Source organism: Leisingera sp. ANG-Vp (assembly GCF_000813725.1).
Taxonomy (GTDB): Bacteria; Pseudomonadota; Alphaproteobacteria; order Rhodobacterales; family Rhodobacteraceae; genus Leisingera.
Genome location: NZ_JWLD01000117.1, coordinates 1 through 16004, shown reverse-complemented (window position 1 = coordinate 16004; position 16004 = coordinate 1). Strand labels below are relative to the sequence as shown.

The window sequence follows — 16004 nt, the reverse complement described above, 5'->3', positions numbered from 1 at the left end:
CGCTTCGGGGCGCACCGACGTGCCGAAGATCGTGGATTGGTACATGGACGGCAAGATCGAGATCGACCCGATGATCACCCACAAGCTGACGCTGGATCAGATCAACGAGGGCTTTGATCTGATGCACGAGGGCAAGTCCATCCGCGCTGTCGTGGAGTTCTGAGGGAGGAGAGGCAGATGGCCAGAATTACCTATATCGAGCACGGCGGCACCGAACATGTTGTGGAGGTCGCAGACGGACTGACCGTGATGGAAGGCGCGCGCGACAACAACATCCCGGGGATTGAGGCGGATTGCGGCGGTGCATGTGCCTGTTCAACCTGCCATGTCTATGTGGCGCCGGACTGGGTGGAGAAGCTGCCCGTGAAGGACGACATGGAAGAGGACATGCTGGATTTTGCCTTTGAACCGGATCCGGCGCGCTCACGTCTCACCTGCCAGCTGAAGGTGACAGCGGCGCTGGACGGGCTGGTGCTGCAACTGCCGGAAAAACAGATCTGAAGCCTGCACCGGCGGCGCGGCGTCTGCTGCCCCGCCCCTGGCAGCGCAAACGCCCGCCGCGCCTGGCGGGCGTTTTCTTTTGCGGCAATGGGCGGCGGCTTCGAGCGTGCTGGGTTCCCTGCCGGGTGCGGTCAGGGACGGCGGACCAGGGTGAGGCAGCCGGCCAGAAGGATCAGGGCGGCGCCGGCCAGCAGGTTTGCCGCCGGGGTCTCGCCCAGGAACAGCACCGCTATGGCCAGCGCCGAGGGGATCTCGACAAACATGAAAGGGGCAAGGAAGGAGGCTTCGGCCAGGCGAAAGGCGTTGATCAGCAGCATGTTGCTGAGGAGCGAGACCGCGGCTATGGCGGCGAGGCCCGGCAGTGCTGCGGTCAGGCTGGGGGCGAGGTGCGGCCAGACCAGCGGAAGCAGCAGCACCGAGCCGGCCCAGAATTGCAGGAACAGCGCTTGCACCGGCGGCAGGCGGGTGGCTACCACCCTGTTTAGAAACAGGTAGCTGCCGTAAAGACAGCCGGTGAACATGGCAAAATAGGCGCCTGCTGCCGGCGTCACGCTGGGGTTCAGGGCGATGGCAACGCCCGCCAAGCCCAAAAGCAGGGCCAGGGTCTTAGCGGCTGTCATGCGTTCCTTGAGGATCAGCACCGCAAGCGCTGCGGCGACAATCGGGGCAAAAGAGTAATAGGTCATCGCCTCGGCAAAGGAGATGGTTTCGAAGGCGGTCACGAAACTGCCGAAAGCGGCGATGAAGATTGCCGCGCGGAGCACCTCCAGACAGATGGCCTGACGGTCCGGACGGGCGAGGCGGGATGCCAGGTAGAGCGGTGTGATCAGCAGGCCGGACCCCAGGAAGCGGGCCCATACGATCACAGCCACGGCAACCTCGCCGGACAGGGTGCTGGCAACCGCATCGGCCGCCGGAAACAGCACCATGGAAAGCCCCGCAAGCGCCGCAGCACAATAGCGCGCGGTGTCATGCGTTGCCGCCGATCTGTTCTTTGCGTTTGGCAGCATAGGCCTCGAGTTCCTCTTCCACGCCGGGGTCGATGGGCGGCTTTTCGTAGTCGCGCAGCAGCTGTTTCCAGATTTCATTGGCGCGCTGAGTGGCAGTTTTGGCGCCATCGTCTCGCCAGGTCTCATAGTTGCGCCAGTCAGACAGGATCGGGCTGTAGAAGGCGTTCTCATAGCGGGCGAGCGTGTGAGCGGTGCCGAAGAAGTGGCCCGCGGGGCCGACTTCGGCGATGGCATCGAGGCCAAGGGTTTCTTCGCTGAGGTCGATGGGATCCAGCAGCGCGGCCTGCATCTGCAGCAGTTCGGCGTCGAGGATCAGCTTTTCGAAGGAGCAGGTCAGCCCGCCCTCGAGCCAGCCGCCGGCGTGCATCATCACGTTGATATGGCCCTGGATGCAGGCGCTGATCGACATATCGCTCTCGTAGGTGGCCTGCGCGTCAACGCAAGCCGCGGCGGTGGTGTTGGAGGAGCGGATCGGCAGGCCGTAGCGCCGGGCCATCTGGCCGGAGACCAGCACCGATTGCGCGTATTCAGGTGTGCCGAAGGCCGGGGAGCCGGTCTTCATGTCTACGTTGGAGGTGAAATGGCCGTAGAACACAGGCGCGCCGCGGCTGGCGGCCTGACCGAGGATGATGCCGGCCAGCGCCTCGGCGTTCTGCTGCACCAGCGAGCCGCCGATGGTGGCGGGGCTCATGGCGCCGGCCAGGGTGAAGGGGGTGACGTGGATCGGCTGGCCAGCGCGGGCGAATTCGATCAGCCCCTCGGCCTGGCTGTCGTCCAGCAGCAGCGGCGAGTTGGTGTTGATGCCGCCGATGATGCCGGGACGCGCGCGCAGGCCGTCGTCATCGGTCTGCAGCGCGATCTTGGCCATCTCGATGCAGTCGCGGGCGCGCTCGGCGGAGTTCAGCCAGCAGGGCTGCCAGCCTTTGTCGCACAGCGTCGTCTGCGCCAGCATCATGTCGAGGTGGCGGGTTTCCGGCGGCAGCTCCAGCGGTTCGCAGCCGGCGCCGCCCTCGTGGTGGAAGATGTTGAGCGAGGCGGAGAGTTTGACGAAGTTCCGCATATCCTCCAGCGTGCCGGCGCGGCGGCCGCGGTCGAGGTCGGAGACAAAAGACGGGCCGCTGACGGTGGCGAAGGTGAGGGAGTTGCCGCCGACGGTGACAGTCTTGGCCGGGTTGCGGGCGTGGATGGTGAACTCGGACGGGATGCCGGTCAGCATCTCCTCGGCCATGGCGGGGTCGAAGCGGACGCGGTTGTCGCTGCTGTCCACATCGGCGCCGGCCTTGGCCAGCAGATCGCGTGCAACCGCGCTGTCGACCCTGAGGCCGGTGTCGCGCAGCACCTTGAGGCTGGCGTGATGGATGGTTTCGACCTGGTCGGCCGAAATCAGTTCGGTCGGGGCAAGCGGGCTGCGGACCTCGCCAAAGGGGCGCTGGGTGAAGCCGGTGCTACGGGGCTGGCGGGAAGAACGGCGGCGGCGGGACATGGGGTCTCTCCTGTTGGATTTGCGGAAGGGCGATGGTGCGCCCTGCCGTTCCGGCCCAGGTTTCTTCCCTGATGATCGGTGTCATATCCGTCTCCTTATGCGCGCATCCGGCTGCCTGCCGGGTCATAAAGCGGCTTGGGTTGCAGTTTTGCACTGTGGAGTTTGCCAAAGATCTCAACCGCATAGTCGCCGTCTTCGCGGCGGGCCTGTGGCGGCACATAGCCAAGCGCGATGTGCTGGCCGGTGACCGGCCCCCAGCCGCCGGAGGAAACATAGCCCACCGGCGCGCCGTCTAGAAAGATGGCTTCATCGCCCCAGATGGCGAGGTCTCCGGCCTCGACCGTGAGGGTGATGGGGACCTCGCGCGGGGGGGCGTAGTTCTGCGCCGCCTCCCGGCCGATGAAACCGCCTTTGTCGAATTTGACGTGGTGCATCATCCCGCATTCATGGGCGAAGTAGTCGGAAGTGATCTCCAGCCCCCAGGCGGGCCAGCTTTTCTCGAGCCGCAGCATCATCAAGGCGCGCAACCCGCACAAGGTCGCGCGGCATTCGCGCAAGGCATCGAAGATCTGCGGCTGGTGCTGCGGGGGCATGTAGAGTTCATAGCCGGACTCGCCGGTGTAGGAGACGCGCAGCGCAATGACGTCGGGCACGCCTGCGAGGGTGATCTGCTTGGCGTCCATGAAGCGGAAGGCGGCGGTGTCCATTGGCTGGTCCGTCAGTGCCGCCATGATAGATTGCGCCTTCGGGCCTGCCAGGGCGAGGCCGGAGAGCCCGTCCGAGAGGTTCCGGAGCGTGACGCCTTTGGCGGGCAGGTGCTTGCGGAAGTGGCGCAGGTAGGCGAGCTGCATGGCGTAGGTGCCGACTATCAGGTAGCGGTCCCCAAGGTTGGAGACGGTGAAATCGCCGATCACTTTGCCCTTCTCCGACAGCATTGGCGTCAGGCAAAGGCGCCCGGGTTTGGGCAGGCGGTTGGCCATGATGCGGTCGAGCCAGGCCTCGGCGTTGGGGCCGGAGACCTCGAACTTGGCCATGTCGGAGAATTCGAACAGCCCTGCCCCTTCGCGCAGGCGCCTGCCCTCCTCGGCTACCGGCTGCCACCAATTGGGCTGGCGGTAAGTGAGGCTGTCCTCGGCGGGCGTGCCGTCCGGCGCGAACCAGGTTGCGTGTTCGCGGCCGAAGCCGGTGCCGAAGACGGCGCCTGCGGCGGCGAGACGGTCATGGACCGGGGATTTCGCCTGCGGGCGGGCGGCGGGGAAGCTTTGGTAGGGGAAGATCTTTTCCGACCGGTTTTCGTAGAAATACCTGGTCATCTCCTCGGTGTATTTCTGGGTCGCAAACTCCCCGAAGCGGGCGACGTCCCAGTTGAAAATGTCGATCTCCGGCTCGCCGCCGATGATCCATTCGGCGATCACCCGGCCAATGCCGCCGCCCTGGTTGAAGCCGGCCATCACGCCGTTGGCGCAGAAATAGTTGCGCAGCGCAGGGTGCGGGCCGATGAGGGGCGACAGGTCGGGGGAGAAGATCATCGGCCCGTTGATCACCCGTTTGACGCCGGCCTCGCCCAGGCAGGGCATGATCTCGACCGATTTCTCGAAGTTCCACTCCATGCATTCCAGGTTGTCGGGCAAGAGTTCGTGGCCGAAGTCCAAGGGCGTGCCGTCCTTGGCCCAATGGGTCATCTTGTCCTCGTAGGCGCCCAAGAGCATCCCCATGCCTTCCTGGCGGGCGTAGGATCCCGTTTCATTGTCGTTGATCTGCGGCAGCTCGAAGCCGAGGTTTTCAATGAGGGGTATGTTTTCGGTCACCAGATAGTGGTGCTCAACCGGCATCAGCGGCAGCTCGATCCCGGCCATGCGGGCGACTTCGCGGCCCCAGAGGCCAGCGGCGTTGACGATGTATTCGGCGTGGATGGTGCCCTTGTCCGTCACTACGTCCCAGCTGCCGTCAGCGCGCTGATTGGTGGCGGTGACTGGCGTGTGGCGCTGGATGGTTGCGCCCATTTCGCGGGCGGCGGCGGCAAAGGCGTTGGTGGCGGAGGCCGGGTCGACGTGGCCGCCCTCCTCTTCCCAGAAGGCGCCGATCATGTGGGAAGTGTCCAGCACCGGCGCTTTTTCCTTGGCCTCTTCCAGCGAGATGAAATGGCCCTCGATCCCCAGCCGGCGGCAGGCGCTTTGCATCATTGCGTTGCTGTCGATCTCGTCCTGGGTGCGGCAGATGTTGAGACCGCCGGTGAAATGGAAGCCGCAGGGCTGGCCGCGCTCCTCTTCCAGCTCGCGGTAGATCTGGAAGGTGTAGCGGTGCATCTCCGCTGCTGCGTTGGGGCGGACCACGGTGAACAGCCCGCCGGCCGCGTGCCAGCTGGAGCCGGAAGTGAGCTCCTGCCGCTCCAAGAGCATCACGTCGCGCCAGCCGTTCTTGGCCAGATGATAGAGAATGGAGCAGCCGACCACGCCGCCGCCGATGACAACAACCCGTGCCGACGTCTTCATGACAGCACCCCGCGTGTGCAGGTGCGGCGCGTGGCAGGGTGAGGAAGGTTAAGTGTCTTGTCCGAAGTGCCGGTCTGATGGCCAAAGAGGCGGCGTGCCATTGATGATCTCCTGAAGGTTGGTGCCTGGTTGCGGGGACGGGCCCCGGCAGGCTCCGGCCCAGGTTTCTTCCATCATCACTTTGAACGGCTTGTTCATCCTTGGCTTCCTTCAGTCTGCAGTTCACAGCGCCGCGCGCCTTATGCGTTGTCCAGTGCTGCTACCAGCTTACGGCGTTCAACCACGGCTTCGTCCAGCCAGTCGGTGCGCATCTCAGGGACCGAGTTTAGCAGCAGCTGGGTGTATTCGTGGCACGGCGGCTGCAGCACCTGATCGACGGGCCCCTGCGCCACGATCCGGCCGTGCCGCATCACCGCGATGCGCTCGGAGATTTTCGAGACCGTGGCGATGTCGTGGGTGATGAACATGTAGCTGAGGCCGAGTTCGTCCTGCAGATCCTCCAGCAGGTCGAGGATCTGCTGCGCCACGATGGTGTCGAGGGCCGAGGTGATCTCGTCGCAGATGATCAGCCGGGGCTGGGCGGCGAGCGCACGGGCCAGGTTGACCCGCTGGCGCTGGCCGCCGGAGAGTTCGGGCGGGAAGCGCCAGGCGAAATCCGCGGGCAGGCCGACGCGCTCCAGCAGGCGGGCCACTTCCTTGGTGGCTTCGCGCTGCGACAGGCCGCGGTAGAACATCATCGGGCGGCTGAGGATTTTGTTCAGCCGCTGCCGCGGGTTCAGCGCCACGTCGGCCATCTGGAAGGCAAACTGGATCTGGCGCAGTTCATCGCGGGAGCGCTGATTGACCGAATGCTTCAGCTGCTGGCCGTCCAGGAAGACGCCGCCCTGCTTGGCGCCCATCAGGCCTGAGATCAGGCGGCCGAGGGTGGTCTTGCCGGAGCCGCTCTCGCCAATGACGCCGACGGTTTCGCCTGCATGGATTGTCAGGTCGATATCGCGCAGGGCGATGATCTCCTGCGCGGGTCCGTAGCCGGCGGTGACGTTCCGCACTTGCAGCAGCGGGGCCTCATCTGCTGTTGCCGCCGGGGGGGCGTGGATTTCCTCGGGCATCAGATGGGCGGCGGCCATCAGCGCCTTGGTGTAGTCGTGCTGGGGATCGGAGATGATCTGTTCGGTGGGCCCGTATTCCACCATCTGGCCGTCTTTCAGCACCAGGATGTGGTCGGCCACCTGCGCCACCAGCGACAGATCGTGGGTGACGTAAATCGCGGCCGTATTGTTGTCGCGGATCAGCTTCTTGAACGAATGCAGCACCTCGATCTGGGTGGTCACATCGAGCGCGGTGGTGGGCTCGTCCAAGATCAGCAGCCGCGGGTCGCTGATCATCGCCATTGCCGCCATCAGCCGCTGCAGCTGGCCGCCGGATACCTGATGCGGGTAGCGTTTGCCGATGTTTTCCGGGTCCGGCAGTTCCAGGTCGCTGTACAGGCGGGCGGCCTTGGCCAGTGCCTCCTCGCGGCTCATGGCGCCGGTGATCACCGGGATTTCGGTGACCTGCGCGTCAATGGTCATGGCACCGTTGAAGGAGGCCGCGGCCGATTGCGCGACATAGGTGATTTCCTTGCCGCGCAGCTCTTGCAGCCGGGGCAGGCTCTGTTCCAGCACGTTTGTGCCGCCCAGATGCACCGAGCCTGCGGTGATGTGGCAGCCGGGGCGGGTATAGCCCATGCAGCCGAGCGAAATCGTGGTCTTGCCGGAGCCGCTTTCGCCGATCAGGGCAATCACCTCGCCGGGCTGGACGTCAAAGGAAATGCCGTCGACGATCTTGAACTCACGGCCTTTCTTGTCGCGGACCGAGACATCCAGGCCGCGGACTTTCAGCAGCGGTTCATCCGCGGGATCATTTTGGGAAGTATCGCGCATATCAGATCTCATCGGGCAGCTTGGCGCTGGACCGCTGCAGCAGCCAGTCGACAAAGACGTTCATGGAAATGGCGATCAGCGCGATGCCGAAGGCCGGATAAAGGGTGGTGTATTCGCCCCAGAGGATCGCCTGCATGTTCTCCTTGACCATGACGCCGAGGTCCGATTGCGGCGGCTGCACGCCGAGGCCGAGGAAGGAGAGCGCCGAGATGAACAGGATCGCGTAGGTGAAGCGGATGCCGAATTCTGCGGCCAGGGGGGTGAGGGCGTTTGGCAGCACCTCGTGCCAGATGATCCAGCCCTTGCCCTCGCCGCGGACCACGGCGGCCTCGACATAGTCCATCACCATGATGTTGACCGCCAGCGCCCGGGCGACGCGGAACACGCGGGTCATATCGATGAAGGCGATGGTGAAAACCAGCACCACAAAGGACGAGCCCAGCGAGTTGATCACGATCAGTGCCAGCATCAAGGCGGGGAAGCTGAGGAGCGCGTCATTGACGCGGCTCATCCAGCTGTCGGCACGCCCGCCGAAAGCTGCGGCGAGGAAGCCGAGGAAGACACCGGAAAAGAACGACAGGAAGGTGATGATCAAAGCCAGGAACAGGGTGATGCGCACGCCGTAGATCAGCCGCGACAGCACATCCCGCCCCAAATAGTCGCTGCCCAGCCACATCTGGCTGTTGGGCGGCAGAAAGCTGTCGTTGGTGAGGATCTCGCCCTCGCCGTAGGGCGCGATCCAGGGGGCAAAGGCGCCGATCACGAAGACGGCAATCAGGAACAGCAGGCAGAGGGTAACGCCGGGGGTGAGGTCGGAGAGCGCCTCGCGCAGCTCGCCTTGCCAGGTACGGGTTCCGGGGGTCATTTCTTGTACCTCACGCGCGGGTTGGCAATGATCGACAGGATGTCGGCGGTCATGTTCAGCAGGACATAGAAGGAGCAGAAGATCATCGCGCAGGTCTGCACAATCGGCACATCGCGGTTGGTCACCGCCTCGACCATGTAGCGGCCAAGGCCGGGGAAGTTGAACAAGGTCTCGATCACCACCACGCCGCTGATCAGATAGGCGAGGTTCAGCGCCACCACGTTGATGATCGGCCCCAGGGCGTTGGGCAGCGCATGGCGCAGCAGCAGGCGGCGGCGGGGCACGCCCTTGAGGATTGCCATCTCGATCGCCGGGCTGGTCAGCACGTTCAGCACGGCTGAGCGGGTCATCCGCACCATATGGGCAAGGATGGTGAAGGTGAGGCCCATCACCGGCAGGATCAGGATGCGGATCCAGTCCACAAGGTCATAGCTGGGCCGGATCGAGGCGATGGCGGGCAGCCAGCGCAGCTTGATCGCAAAGATGGTGACCAGCACCACCGCAACCAGGAAATCCGGGAAGGAAATCAGCGCCAGCGAGGTAGAGGTGATTGCCCGGTCGACCAGCCCGCCGGGTTTGACGGCGGCGGCTAGGCCGAGGGCGATGGCCAGCGGCACCGCAATGATGGCTGTGCACAGGGCAAGGATGATGGTGTTGCTGGCACGGCGGGTGATTTCGGTGCCGATGTCGGCGCCATTGGCCAGCGAGGTGCCGAAGTCGCCAGTGATGAAATTCGTCAGCCACACCCAGTAGCGCACATGCAGCGGTTCGTTGAGGCCGAGGCGCTCGCGGATCTGCTCCAGCAGCTCGGGCGTTGCCCCCTGCCCCAGGATCGCATGCGCCACGTCGCCGGGCAGGATCTCGGTCCCCAGGAACACCAGCACCGACACAAAGATCAGCGTGCCGATGCCGAGGACCATTCTCTTCCAGAGAATCTCCGTCAAACTCATGTGATCCCTCCCCTGTGCTGGCTTTTCACTTGCCGGGAACAGGTAAACTGTGATCACAGATTGCGCAAAAATCAAGAGATAAGTTTTGCGTGCATCAAATAAGCGGAAGCCCCGATCGGGCGGTTCAGCTGCGGGCGCGGTAGAGGTCTACGCCCCAGCGCGCGTCCTCTTCGACCAGTTTGCGGGCCAGTGCCGCATCGCGGTTGCGCAGGGCGCCGATGATTGCGGGGTGATCGCCCATCCAGCTGTCGATGGTCACCAGCTCGGTGATGCCATGGGCCAGCCAGGGGCCGGTGCGGGCATAAAGCGATTCGATCATCGACTGCAGCGCGCTGTTGCCGGTGAGACTGTAGATGCGGCTGTGGAATTTGAAATTGACCAGAAGGAACTGAACCGCGTCCTGATTCTGCCAGGCGGTGTCCATGTCCTGCACCAGCTTCTCCAGGAACTTGATGTCCTTGGCACGCACGTTTTCCGCCGCGATTTCGGCAGCGGCGCCTTCCAGGATGGCGCGGATGAAAAACAGGTTTGCAGCCTCGGAGGGGGTGAGGTCCGGCACCCTATAGGCCTTCTTGGCGGCCCCGATCAGTGAGTCCTCGGAAGCAAGCTGGCGCAGCGCTTCGCGCACCGGCATGGCAGAGACGCCGTATTCCTCGGCAAGGGTGCGGATCGACAGGGTTTCCGCCGGGCGGAGCTGGCCGACAATCAGCTTCATCTTGAGGTCGGCATAGACTTTGGCGCTGAGGTTTTCCGCAGGTGCTGTATCCGGTTGTGCTGCTGTGTCCATCTGCCCCTCAATATCCGCTTCCGTCTCTGGCTGAAGGCGCTGCTCCCGGCCAGTTGCTGCTCTCTCAAGCCTTAACATGGCTGGCATCTGTGATCAAAGATGCTTGATTTTTACATGATTCTGTGATCACAGTTTAACCCAATAAACAAAATCCGGACCGTTAAAGGCCGGGAAAAAAGATCCAGGCAGTCCAGTGCCGGACTACCCAACAGCGGAGACTATGAATGTCTGACAGCAAGTTCAAAGACTACCAATTCCAGCAATACGTGGCGGGGAAACTGTCGCGCCGGCAGTTTATGGGAAGCCTGGCCGCAGCCGGGGTGTCGGCGGGTGTGATCACCAGCCTGACCGCGCAGCGGGCGCAGGCGGCAACCCCCAAGAAAGGCGGCCGGCTGGTTGTCGGGATCGAATCCGCCCAGGCGCAGGACAGCCTGGACCCGACCAAGTATTTCAGCACGTCAAACCTGCAGATGGGCTATTCGGTGCATGAGAACCTGGTGAACCGGGATGCCAATCTGCAGCCGATGCCCTGGCTGGCCACCTCGTGGGAGGCTAATGCGGATGCCTCATCCTGGGTGTTCAACCTGCGCGAAGGCGTGACCTTCCACGACGGCTCGGACTTTGGCGCCGAGGATGTGATCTATTCGATGACCCGGCATTTCCGCGAGGGATCGGAATCGGCAGGCAAGGCCTACATGAGCCAGATTCAGGACATCGAGAAACTGGGCGAGCATCAGGTGCGATTCAATCTGAAAGCGCCAAACGCCGATTTCCCGATGATCCTGTCGGATACCCGCGTGCATGTGACCAAGCGCGGTCTTGAGGACTTTACCGGCACCCCGCCGGGCACCGGCCCGTTCAAGGTGGTCGAGTTCACGCCCGGCAGCCGTTATGTCTTTGCCCGCAACGAAAACTACTGGGGCGATGACGGGCCTTATGTGGACGAGCTGGAATTTGTCGGTATCGCCGACAACACTGCCCGCATCAATGCGCTGATTGCCGGCGATATCAACGTGCTGCTGCAGCTGGATCAGAAGGCCACCCGGCTGATCGATAACAGCGGCATCGGCTATGTGGTCAACGCGCCCTCCGGCGCCTTTATCAACCTGGCGATGATGCTGGACCGGGAGCCGACCAACAACGCGGATTTCCGTATGGCGATGAAACATGCCATCGACCGCGAGGGCATCCGCGACAACATCCTCAAAGGATTGGGCAGCGTCGGCAACGACCACCCGATTGCGCCGATTGACCCCTATTACAACGCCGAGATTCCGCAGCGGGTCTATGATCCGGACAAGGCGCGCCATTTCATCAAGAAAGCCGGGCTGGAGAATGTGCCGATCGACATCTACGGCTCGGATGTGGCGGGCACCGGGGCGCTGGCCTCGGCCCAGCATGTGCAGCAAAGCGCCAAGGCGGCCGGCATCAACCTTAATGTGATCAACCCGCCCTCGGACAGTTTCTGGTCGGCGGTGTGGATCCAGAAGCCGATGGTCACCTCGGGCTGGGACCCGCGGCCGGTGCCGGATCTGATCTTCTCCATCGCCTTTGCCGCCGAGTCGGGCTGGAACGAGACGCTGTGGAACAACGAGCGCTTTGAAAAGCTGCTGGTGGAAGCGCGCTCGGTCACCGATTTTGCCAAGCGCAAGGAGATGTACGGCGAGATGCAGCAGATGCTGCATGACGACGGCGGCCATGTGACGCTGGGCTTCCGCAACTTTGTCGACGCGGCGCGCAACGAGGTGCAAGGCATCACCCCGCATAGCTCGGGCCCGCTGGGCTTTTACCAGATGCAGCGCACGGCCTGGATCGACGCCTGATCCGGCGCCCGCGCTGATACGCCGGCTCGCATACCCCATGCGGGCCGGTTTTTGCGGCAATGGAGCCTGAGAAATGCCCGAATATACCCTGTTCTGCGCCCCCGACACCTACGCGATGAGCGCCCATGCGGTGCTGGAGGAAGCGGGCGCGGATTACGCCGTGCGCTGGATCCGGATTTTTGACGAGGACCCCGACCCGGATTTCCTGGCCGCCAGCCCGCATTGCCGCACCCCGGCGCTGGCAGGCCCGGAGGGTACGGTGTTCGAGACCGGCGCGGTGTGCCTTTATGTGGCCGAGCGGCACCCGGAGGCAGGCCTGGTAATCCCGCCCGGCGATCCGCGCCGCGGTACCTTTCTGCAGTGGTTCCACTACCTGGCAACCACGCTGCAGCCGGATGTGATCATCCAGTATCATCCGGAGTTTTATCATGGCGAAGCGGACCGGCAGGCAGCCTTGCGTGCCGCATCGATGGGGCGTCTCAAGGGGGTTTTCGCAACCCTCGACAACGCCCTGGCAGAGGGGCCGTATTTCTTTGGCGAACACCCCACGGTGCCGGATTTCATTCTGGGCATGCAGGCATTGTGGGACGTGATTTTTCCAGATGGCGACATCACCGCCTATCCCAGCATCGTCCGGCACCGGGAGATGATCTGTCAGCGTCCCGCGGTGCAGCGGATGCGTGCGGCGCATGCCGAGGAGTATGCCCGCCGTCAGGCGTAAGGTTCACTCGGGTTCGGGCGCAGGGGTGTTTGCCAGCCCCACCGTCTCCCCCAACTGGGTGCCCAGCCCGTTGATCATCCGCGCCCAATAGGCAAAGGCGGCGGTGATCTGGATCAGGTAGGAAATCCCCTTGTCGCAGAACCCCGCTGCACGCAGCGGGTCCAGATCTTCGGCGTTCATCTGATCCGGTTTCAGCGACAGCTTGCGGGCATAGCGGAGCGCGGCCAGCATCCGAGAGTCTTCATTGGCCGGTTCTTCGCCTGCTTCCAAAGCTTGCAGGATTGCGTCGGCACGGGGTTCGTCGCCCAGATGCATCCGGAAGTTCGCCCCGTGATTGACGACGGCATAGCGGCAGCCGCAGAGAATTGCGGCATAGGTCGAGACCAGCTCAGCCAGCCAGGGCTCCAGCGGGTTGTCCGGGTTGTGCAGCAGCGCCAGGTAATGGGCATCCGCAGGCTGGATCGCAGCGGGGGTTTGCGACATTGCCAGATAGAGGTTCTCGACCTTGCCGTCCTTGCCTTTGACCGTGTCATAGGCCTCGGCCAGGGTGCCTTCCGCCTTGTCCTGCGGGATGACCTCTACCCAGGCGATGTGCTGCGTCATGTCCTCAGATCCCGATGTCATGCAGCACAGAGGAATTCAGGAACCCGCGCTGGTCTTCGGGCAGCATGGCCTGAATCTCCGGCCTGTCCAGGAAAACCATGCGGCCCTTGTCCCAGACCACCCGATCATCGAAGGAGATCGTCTGGTCCATCAGGTGGAAGGCCGCATCGCCCGGGTCGATCCCCGCCGCGTGCATATGGGTATAGCGGGGCGAGCCATAGGCGACGGTGCCCCATTTCTCCAAGTCTTCGTAAGGGTCGCCCTTGTAGAAGGTGCCGGGGTTGATGCCGGTGTGCCAGGAGTTGACCCGGTACGGGTCTCCGCCGGTAAGCTCTGCAGCACGCTGCAGCTGGGTTTTCAGGCGGGAGACCAGGCCGGCAGGCCCGTCGAAGGCCACCATCCGCGAGTCCTCGACCCGGGCCAGGACGGGCTGGTCCAGCACCAACGTGCTGTCCGCATAGGCGCGGGTGGAGGAGGAGGTGACGAAGTGCTTGATCGCCAGGGTGCCGCGCATGTTGTGGCAGTGAACCGGCGGGAAGATCATCACCGGGAACAGCTCCAGCGCAAATTCGGCAATTGCACTGTCGCGGCACGGTTTGATGTCGCTGATCAGATCGGTGCCGCAATCGCCCGTCATGCGCCAGGATTTGGCGTTCAGGATCAGCTCCAGCAGCGCATCATGCACCTGTTTCATGGCGCTGAAATCAGCGCTGGCGAAAGGTGCGGCCAGGTGCTCGCGGGTCAGGGTATAAGTCATCACCGCCTTGCTGCCCTCTAGATTGAAACGCACCTGATCGCCAAGGCGTGAGAAGAAGATGGTGCGGTCTGCGCGTTCCATTGCCGCGCGCACGGCGGCCGGGAATTCGCCGGCATGAGCCACGGGTTCTGCCAGGACGATTTCGGGCTTCATGCCGAGGGTTTCGGCGGTTTCAGCGACCGCGGTGCAAAGCTCGGGCTCGAAGTAAAGGTTCTGGCCGGCCTCTCCTACCAGCAGGATGCGGTTGCCGGGCTGCGCGCCGGCGCAGGCCAGCAGCAGGTTGCGTGCGCCTGGCTCCAGGTCTGCAAGCGTGAAGTCAGCCATGTGTTCTTGCCTCCGGGCCCATTGACATTCTTCAGGTATGGCGATTCTGTGATCACAGATCAACAGAAATCTCACGCTTGCCAAACCGGAATACCCGCGCTATCTGTGATCACAGATTCAACTGGGACGTCCGGCATGGGTTATTCCGCTTTTTCCATCCTGGGTCATGCCTTGACCGCAAACAAGCACTGGCAGGCGGCCGTGGGCACGCCGCAGATGCGCACGTCTTATGATGCGGTGATCATCGGCGGCGGCGGGCATGGGCTGGCGACGGCTTATTACCTGGCGCAGCAGCACGGGATCACTAATGTCGCGGTGCTGGAGGCAGGCTGGATCGGCGGCGGCAATACCGCGCGCAACACCACGATTGTTCGGTCGGACTACCTGCTGAACTCCAGCTTCCGGCTCAAGGATTTTGCCTTGGGGCTGTGGGCGGACCTCAGCCGCGATCTGAACTTCAACCTGATGTATGAGCCGCGCGGCTATGTCGACCTGGCCCATTCCGACGGTGAGCTGGAGCATTTCACCCTGCGCGCCAATGCGATGCGGCTGGGCGGGGCGGATGCGCAGATCCTGACAGGTGACGCGCTGCAGGAGCGGGTGCCGGAGCTGGACATGGCTTCTCCCAAGCGGTTCCCGATTGCAGGCGCCCTGGTGCAGGAGGCGGGCGGCGTGGTGCGCCATGATGCGGTGGCCTGGGGCTTTGCCCGCAAGGCGTCGCAGGCGGGTATCCATGTGTTCCAGAACTGCCCGGGGACGGGCATCAAGGTGCGGGACGGCAAGCTGCAGGCGATTGAGACGCCCAAGGGCCGGATTGCTTGCGACAAAGCCTTAATCAGCGTCGCGGGCGCCAGCACCCAGGTGGCGGCGCTGGCGGGGCTGGAGCTGCCGCTCAATTCGATCAATGTGCAGGCCTTTGTTACCGAGCCGGTGAAACCGGCGCTGGACACGGTGGTGAACTACAATGCGGGCTATTCCTATGTCAGCCAGACCAGCAAGGGCGAGTTTGTGCTGGGCGGGGCGACGGACGGCTACAGCTCCTTTGCCCGCCGCGGCAGTTTCGAGCGGATCGAGGATGTGCTGGCGCGTGCGCTGCAGATGTTTCCCTTCCTGTCGCGGCTGCGGCTGATGCGGCACTGGTCGGGGACTGCGGATATCCCGATGGACGGCAATGCGATCCTGGGACCGACCCCGGTGGAGGGGCTGATGATCAATGCGGGCTGGGGCTATGCCGGGTTCAAGGCAACGCCTGCCATCGGCCATCAGATGGCAGAGCTGCTCGCCACCGGACAGATGCCGGAGCTGCTGCAGCCCTTTGCCTATGAGCGGTTTGCGCTGGGTGCCGAGCAGGATGATGCCGGCGCCGGCCCCTACCCCTGGCTGCATTAGGAGCGAAGCGATGCTGTTGATCCCCTGCCCTTTTTGCGGCCTGCGCGAGGAAAGCGAGTTCACCTATGGCGGCCCCTGCCGCGATCTGCCTGCGCCTGACGGGCAGGCAGATGCTGCGGCGTGGAGCCGGGCCTTGCACATGGGGCAAAACCCGCGCGGTCCCTTGCGGGAGCTTTGGTATCACACCAGCGGCTGCGAGGCCTGGATCGAGGTCACGCGGGACACAGACACCCATGAATTCATCCAGGGCAGCCAGACATGAAACGCTTGCCAGCCGGCGGTCTGATCGACCGCAGCCAGACGCTCCATTTCACTTTCGACGGCGCGGCCATGACCGGCCATCCCGGCGACACGCTGGCCTCGGCGCTGCTGGCGGG

The 16004-nt window shown here is 63.7% G+C and carries 15 protein-coding genes and 1 pseudogene; 7 read left to right on the top strand and 9 right to left on the bottom strand.

What is annotated here, in order from left to right; genetic code table 11:
- Both RA20_RS25620 and RA20_RS24100 read left to right on the top strand, forming a co-directional pair.
- Positions 1 to 163 (top strand): annotated as a pseudogene (locus RA20_RS25620) (S-(hydroxymethyl)glutathione dehydrogenase); the annotation flags it as partial.
- A gap of 14 nt (positions 164 to 177) precedes the next feature.
- Complete coding sequence (locus tag RA20_RS24100) at positions 178 to 501, top strand: 2Fe-2S iron-sulfur cluster-binding protein (protein ID WP_039135312.1); 324 nt, start codon at positions 178 to 180, stop codon at positions 499 to 501.
- Between the two features lie 131 nt (positions 502 to 632).
- Here the strand turns inward: RA20_RS24100 and RA20_RS24095 are convergent, their stop codons facing one another.
- The 7 genes from RA20_RS24095 to RA20_RS24065 all read right to left on the bottom strand — a co-directional run bounded on the left by RA20_RS24095 (position 633) and on the right by RA20_RS24065 (position 10010).
- On the bottom strand, positions 633 to 1511 hold the full coding sequence (locus tag RA20_RS24095; RefSeq protein ID WP_039135308.1) for a DMT family transporter: 879 nt from the start codon (positions 1509 to 1511) through the stop codon (positions 633 to 635).
- On the bottom strand, positions 1471 to 2994 hold the full coding sequence (locus RA20_RS24090; protein ID WP_039135305.1) for a trimethylamine methyltransferase family protein: 1524 nt from the start codon (positions 2992 to 2994) through the stop codon (positions 1471 to 1473). Before RA20_RS24090 ends, RA20_RS24095 begins: the two co-directional genes overlap by 41 nt.
- Positions 2995 to 3089: 95 nt before the next feature.
- Positions 3090 to 5486: an FAD-dependent oxidoreductase gene (locus RA20_RS24085; protein ID WP_039135302.1), complete on the bottom strand. Its 2397-nt coding sequence runs from the start codon at positions 5484 to 5486 to the stop codon at positions 3090 to 3092.
- Positions 5487 to 5725: 239 nt separating this feature from the next.
- Positions 5726 to 7408 carry an ABC transporter ATP-binding protein gene (locus RA20_RS24080; RefSeq protein ID WP_082018113.1) on the bottom strand — a complete coding sequence of 561 codons (1683 nt, stop codon included), beginning with the start codon at positions 7406 to 7408 and terminating at the stop codon, positions 5726 to 5728.
- 1 nt (position 7409) lies between these two features.
- A complete protein-coding gene (locus tag RA20_RS24075; RefSeq protein WP_082018112.1) occupies positions 7410 to 8273 on the bottom strand; it encodes an ABC transporter permease in 864 nt (287 codons plus the stop codon).
- On the bottom strand, positions 8270 to 9223 hold the full coding sequence (locus tag RA20_RS24070; protein ID WP_039135300.1) for an ABC transporter permease: 954 nt from the start codon (positions 9221 to 9223) through the stop codon (positions 8270 to 8272). The genes RA20_RS24075 and RA20_RS24070 overlap by 4 nt, the downstream gene beginning before the upstream one ends.
- A gap of 124 nt (positions 9224 to 9347) precedes the next feature.
- On the bottom strand, positions 9348 to 10010 hold the full coding sequence (locus tag RA20_RS24065) for a GntR family transcriptional regulator (protein WP_052249163.1): 663 nt from the start codon (positions 10008 to 10010) through the stop codon (positions 9348 to 9350).
- Between the two features lie 224 nt (positions 10011 to 10234).
- On the opposite strand from RA20_RS24065, the gene RA20_RS24060 reads away from it, so the two are divergent.
- Both RA20_RS24060 and RA20_RS24055 read left to right on the top strand, forming a co-directional pair.
- Positions 10235 to 11833 (top strand): ABC transporter substrate-binding protein, encoded by a 1599-nt coding sequence (locus tag RA20_RS24060; protein ID WP_052249162.1) that lies wholly within the window; start codon positions 10235 to 10237, stop codon positions 11831 to 11833.
- A gap of 73 nt (positions 11834 to 11906) precedes the next feature.
- Positions 11907 to 12554, top strand: a complete 648-nt coding sequence (locus RA20_RS24055) for a glutathione S-transferase family protein (RefSeq protein ID WP_039135298.1) — start codon at positions 11907 to 11909, stop codon at positions 12552 to 12554.
- Positions 12555 to 12557: 3 nt separating this feature from the next.
- On the opposite strand, the gene RA20_RS24050 is transcribed toward RA20_RS24055, so the two are convergent.
- Together RA20_RS24050 and RA20_RS24045 are read right to left on the bottom strand one after the other, a co-directional pair.
- Positions 12558 to 13157, bottom strand: a complete 600-nt coding sequence (locus RA20_RS24050) for a peroxidase-related enzyme (protein WP_052249161.1) — start codon at positions 13155 to 13157, stop codon at positions 12558 to 12560.
- Between the two features lie 4 nt (positions 13158 to 13161).
- Positions 13162 to 14238 (bottom strand): hypothetical protein, encoded by a 1077-nt coding sequence (locus tag RA20_RS24045; RefSeq protein ID WP_039135294.1) that lies wholly within the window; start codon positions 14236 to 14238, stop codon positions 13162 to 13164.
- A 135-nt stretch (positions 14239 to 14373) separates the two neighbouring features.
- On the opposite strand from RA20_RS24045, the gene RA20_RS24040 reads away from it, so the two are divergent.
- The 3 genes from RA20_RS24040 to RA20_RS26425 form a co-directional block, all read left to right on the top strand.
- Positions 14374 to 15627, top strand: a complete 1254-nt coding sequence (locus tag RA20_RS24040; protein WP_039135292.1) for an FAD-dependent oxidoreductase — start codon at positions 14374 to 14376, stop codon at positions 15625 to 15627.
- Between the two features lie 10 nt (positions 15628 to 15637).
- Positions 15638 to 15889 carry a sarcosine oxidase subunit delta gene (locus RA20_RS24035; RefSeq protein ID WP_052249160.1) on the top strand — a complete coding sequence of 84 codons (252 nt, stop codon included), beginning with the start codon at positions 15638 to 15640 and terminating at the stop codon, positions 15887 to 15889.
- Positions 15886 to 16004: 2Fe-2S iron-sulfur cluster-binding protein (locus tag RA20_RS26425; RefSeq protein ID WP_152618596.1), on the top strand; the 119-nt coding region annotated here is incomplete at its 3' end. The genes RA20_RS24035 and RA20_RS26425, both read left to right, overlap by 4 nt.

Excerpts from the sequence above, each read along its gene's own strand:
- RA20_RS24070 (WP_039135300.1), bottom strand. The coding sequence starts at position 9,223 with ATGAGTTTGACGGAGATTCTCTGGAAGAGAATGGTCCTCGGCATCGGC.
- RA20_RS24080 (WP_082018113.1), bottom strand. The coding sequence starts at position 7,408 with ATGCGCGATACTTCCCAAAATGATCCCGCGGATGAACCGCTGCTGAAA.
- RA20_RS24035 (WP_052249160.1), top strand. The coding sequence starts at position 15,638 with ATGCTGTTGATCCCCTGCCCTTTTTGCGGCCTGCGCGAGGAAAGCGAG.
- RA20_RS24075 (WP_082018112.1), bottom strand. The coding sequence starts at position 8,273 with ATGACCCCCGGAACCCGTACCTGGCAAGGCGAGCTGCGCGAGGCGCTC.
- RA20_RS24050 (WP_052249161.1), bottom strand. The coding sequence starts at position 13,157 with ATGACGCAGCACATCGCCTGGGTAGAGGTCATCCCGCAGGACAAGGCG.
- RA20_RS24060 (WP_052249162.1), top strand. The coding sequence starts at position 10,235 with ATGTCTGACAGCAAGTTCAAAGACTACCAATTCCAGCAATACGTGGCG.
- RA20_RS24090 (WP_039135305.1), bottom strand. The coding sequence starts at position 2,994 with ATGTCCCGCCGCCGCCGTTCTTCCCGCCAGCCCCGTAGCACCGGCTTC.
- RA20_RS24045 (WP_039135294.1), bottom strand. The coding sequence starts at position 14,238 with ATGGCTGACTTCACGCTTGCAGACCTGGAGCCAGGCGCACGCAACCTG.
- RA20_RS24065 (WP_052249163.1), bottom strand. The coding sequence starts at position 10,010 with ATGGACACAGCAGCACAACCGGATACAGCACCTGCGGAAAACCTCAGC.
- RA20_RS24055 (WP_039135298.1), top strand. The coding sequence starts at position 11,907 with ATGCCCGAATATACCCTGTTCTGCGCCCCCGACACCTACGCGATGAGC.
- RA20_RS24040 (WP_039135292.1), top strand. The coding sequence starts at position 14,374 with ATGGGTTATTCCGCTTTTTCCATCCTGGGTCATGCCTTGACCGCAAAC.
- RA20_RS24095 (WP_039135308.1), bottom strand. The coding sequence starts at position 1,511 with ATGCTGCCAAACGCAAAGAACAGATCGGCGGCAACGCATGACACCGCG.
- RA20_RS24085 (WP_039135302.1), bottom strand. The coding sequence starts at position 5,486 with ATGAAGACGTCGGCACGGGTTGTTGTCATCGGCGGCGGCGTGGTCGGC.
- RA20_RS24100 (WP_039135312.1), top strand. The coding sequence starts at position 178 with ATGGCCAGAATTACCTATATCGAGCACGGCGGCACCGAACATGTTGTG.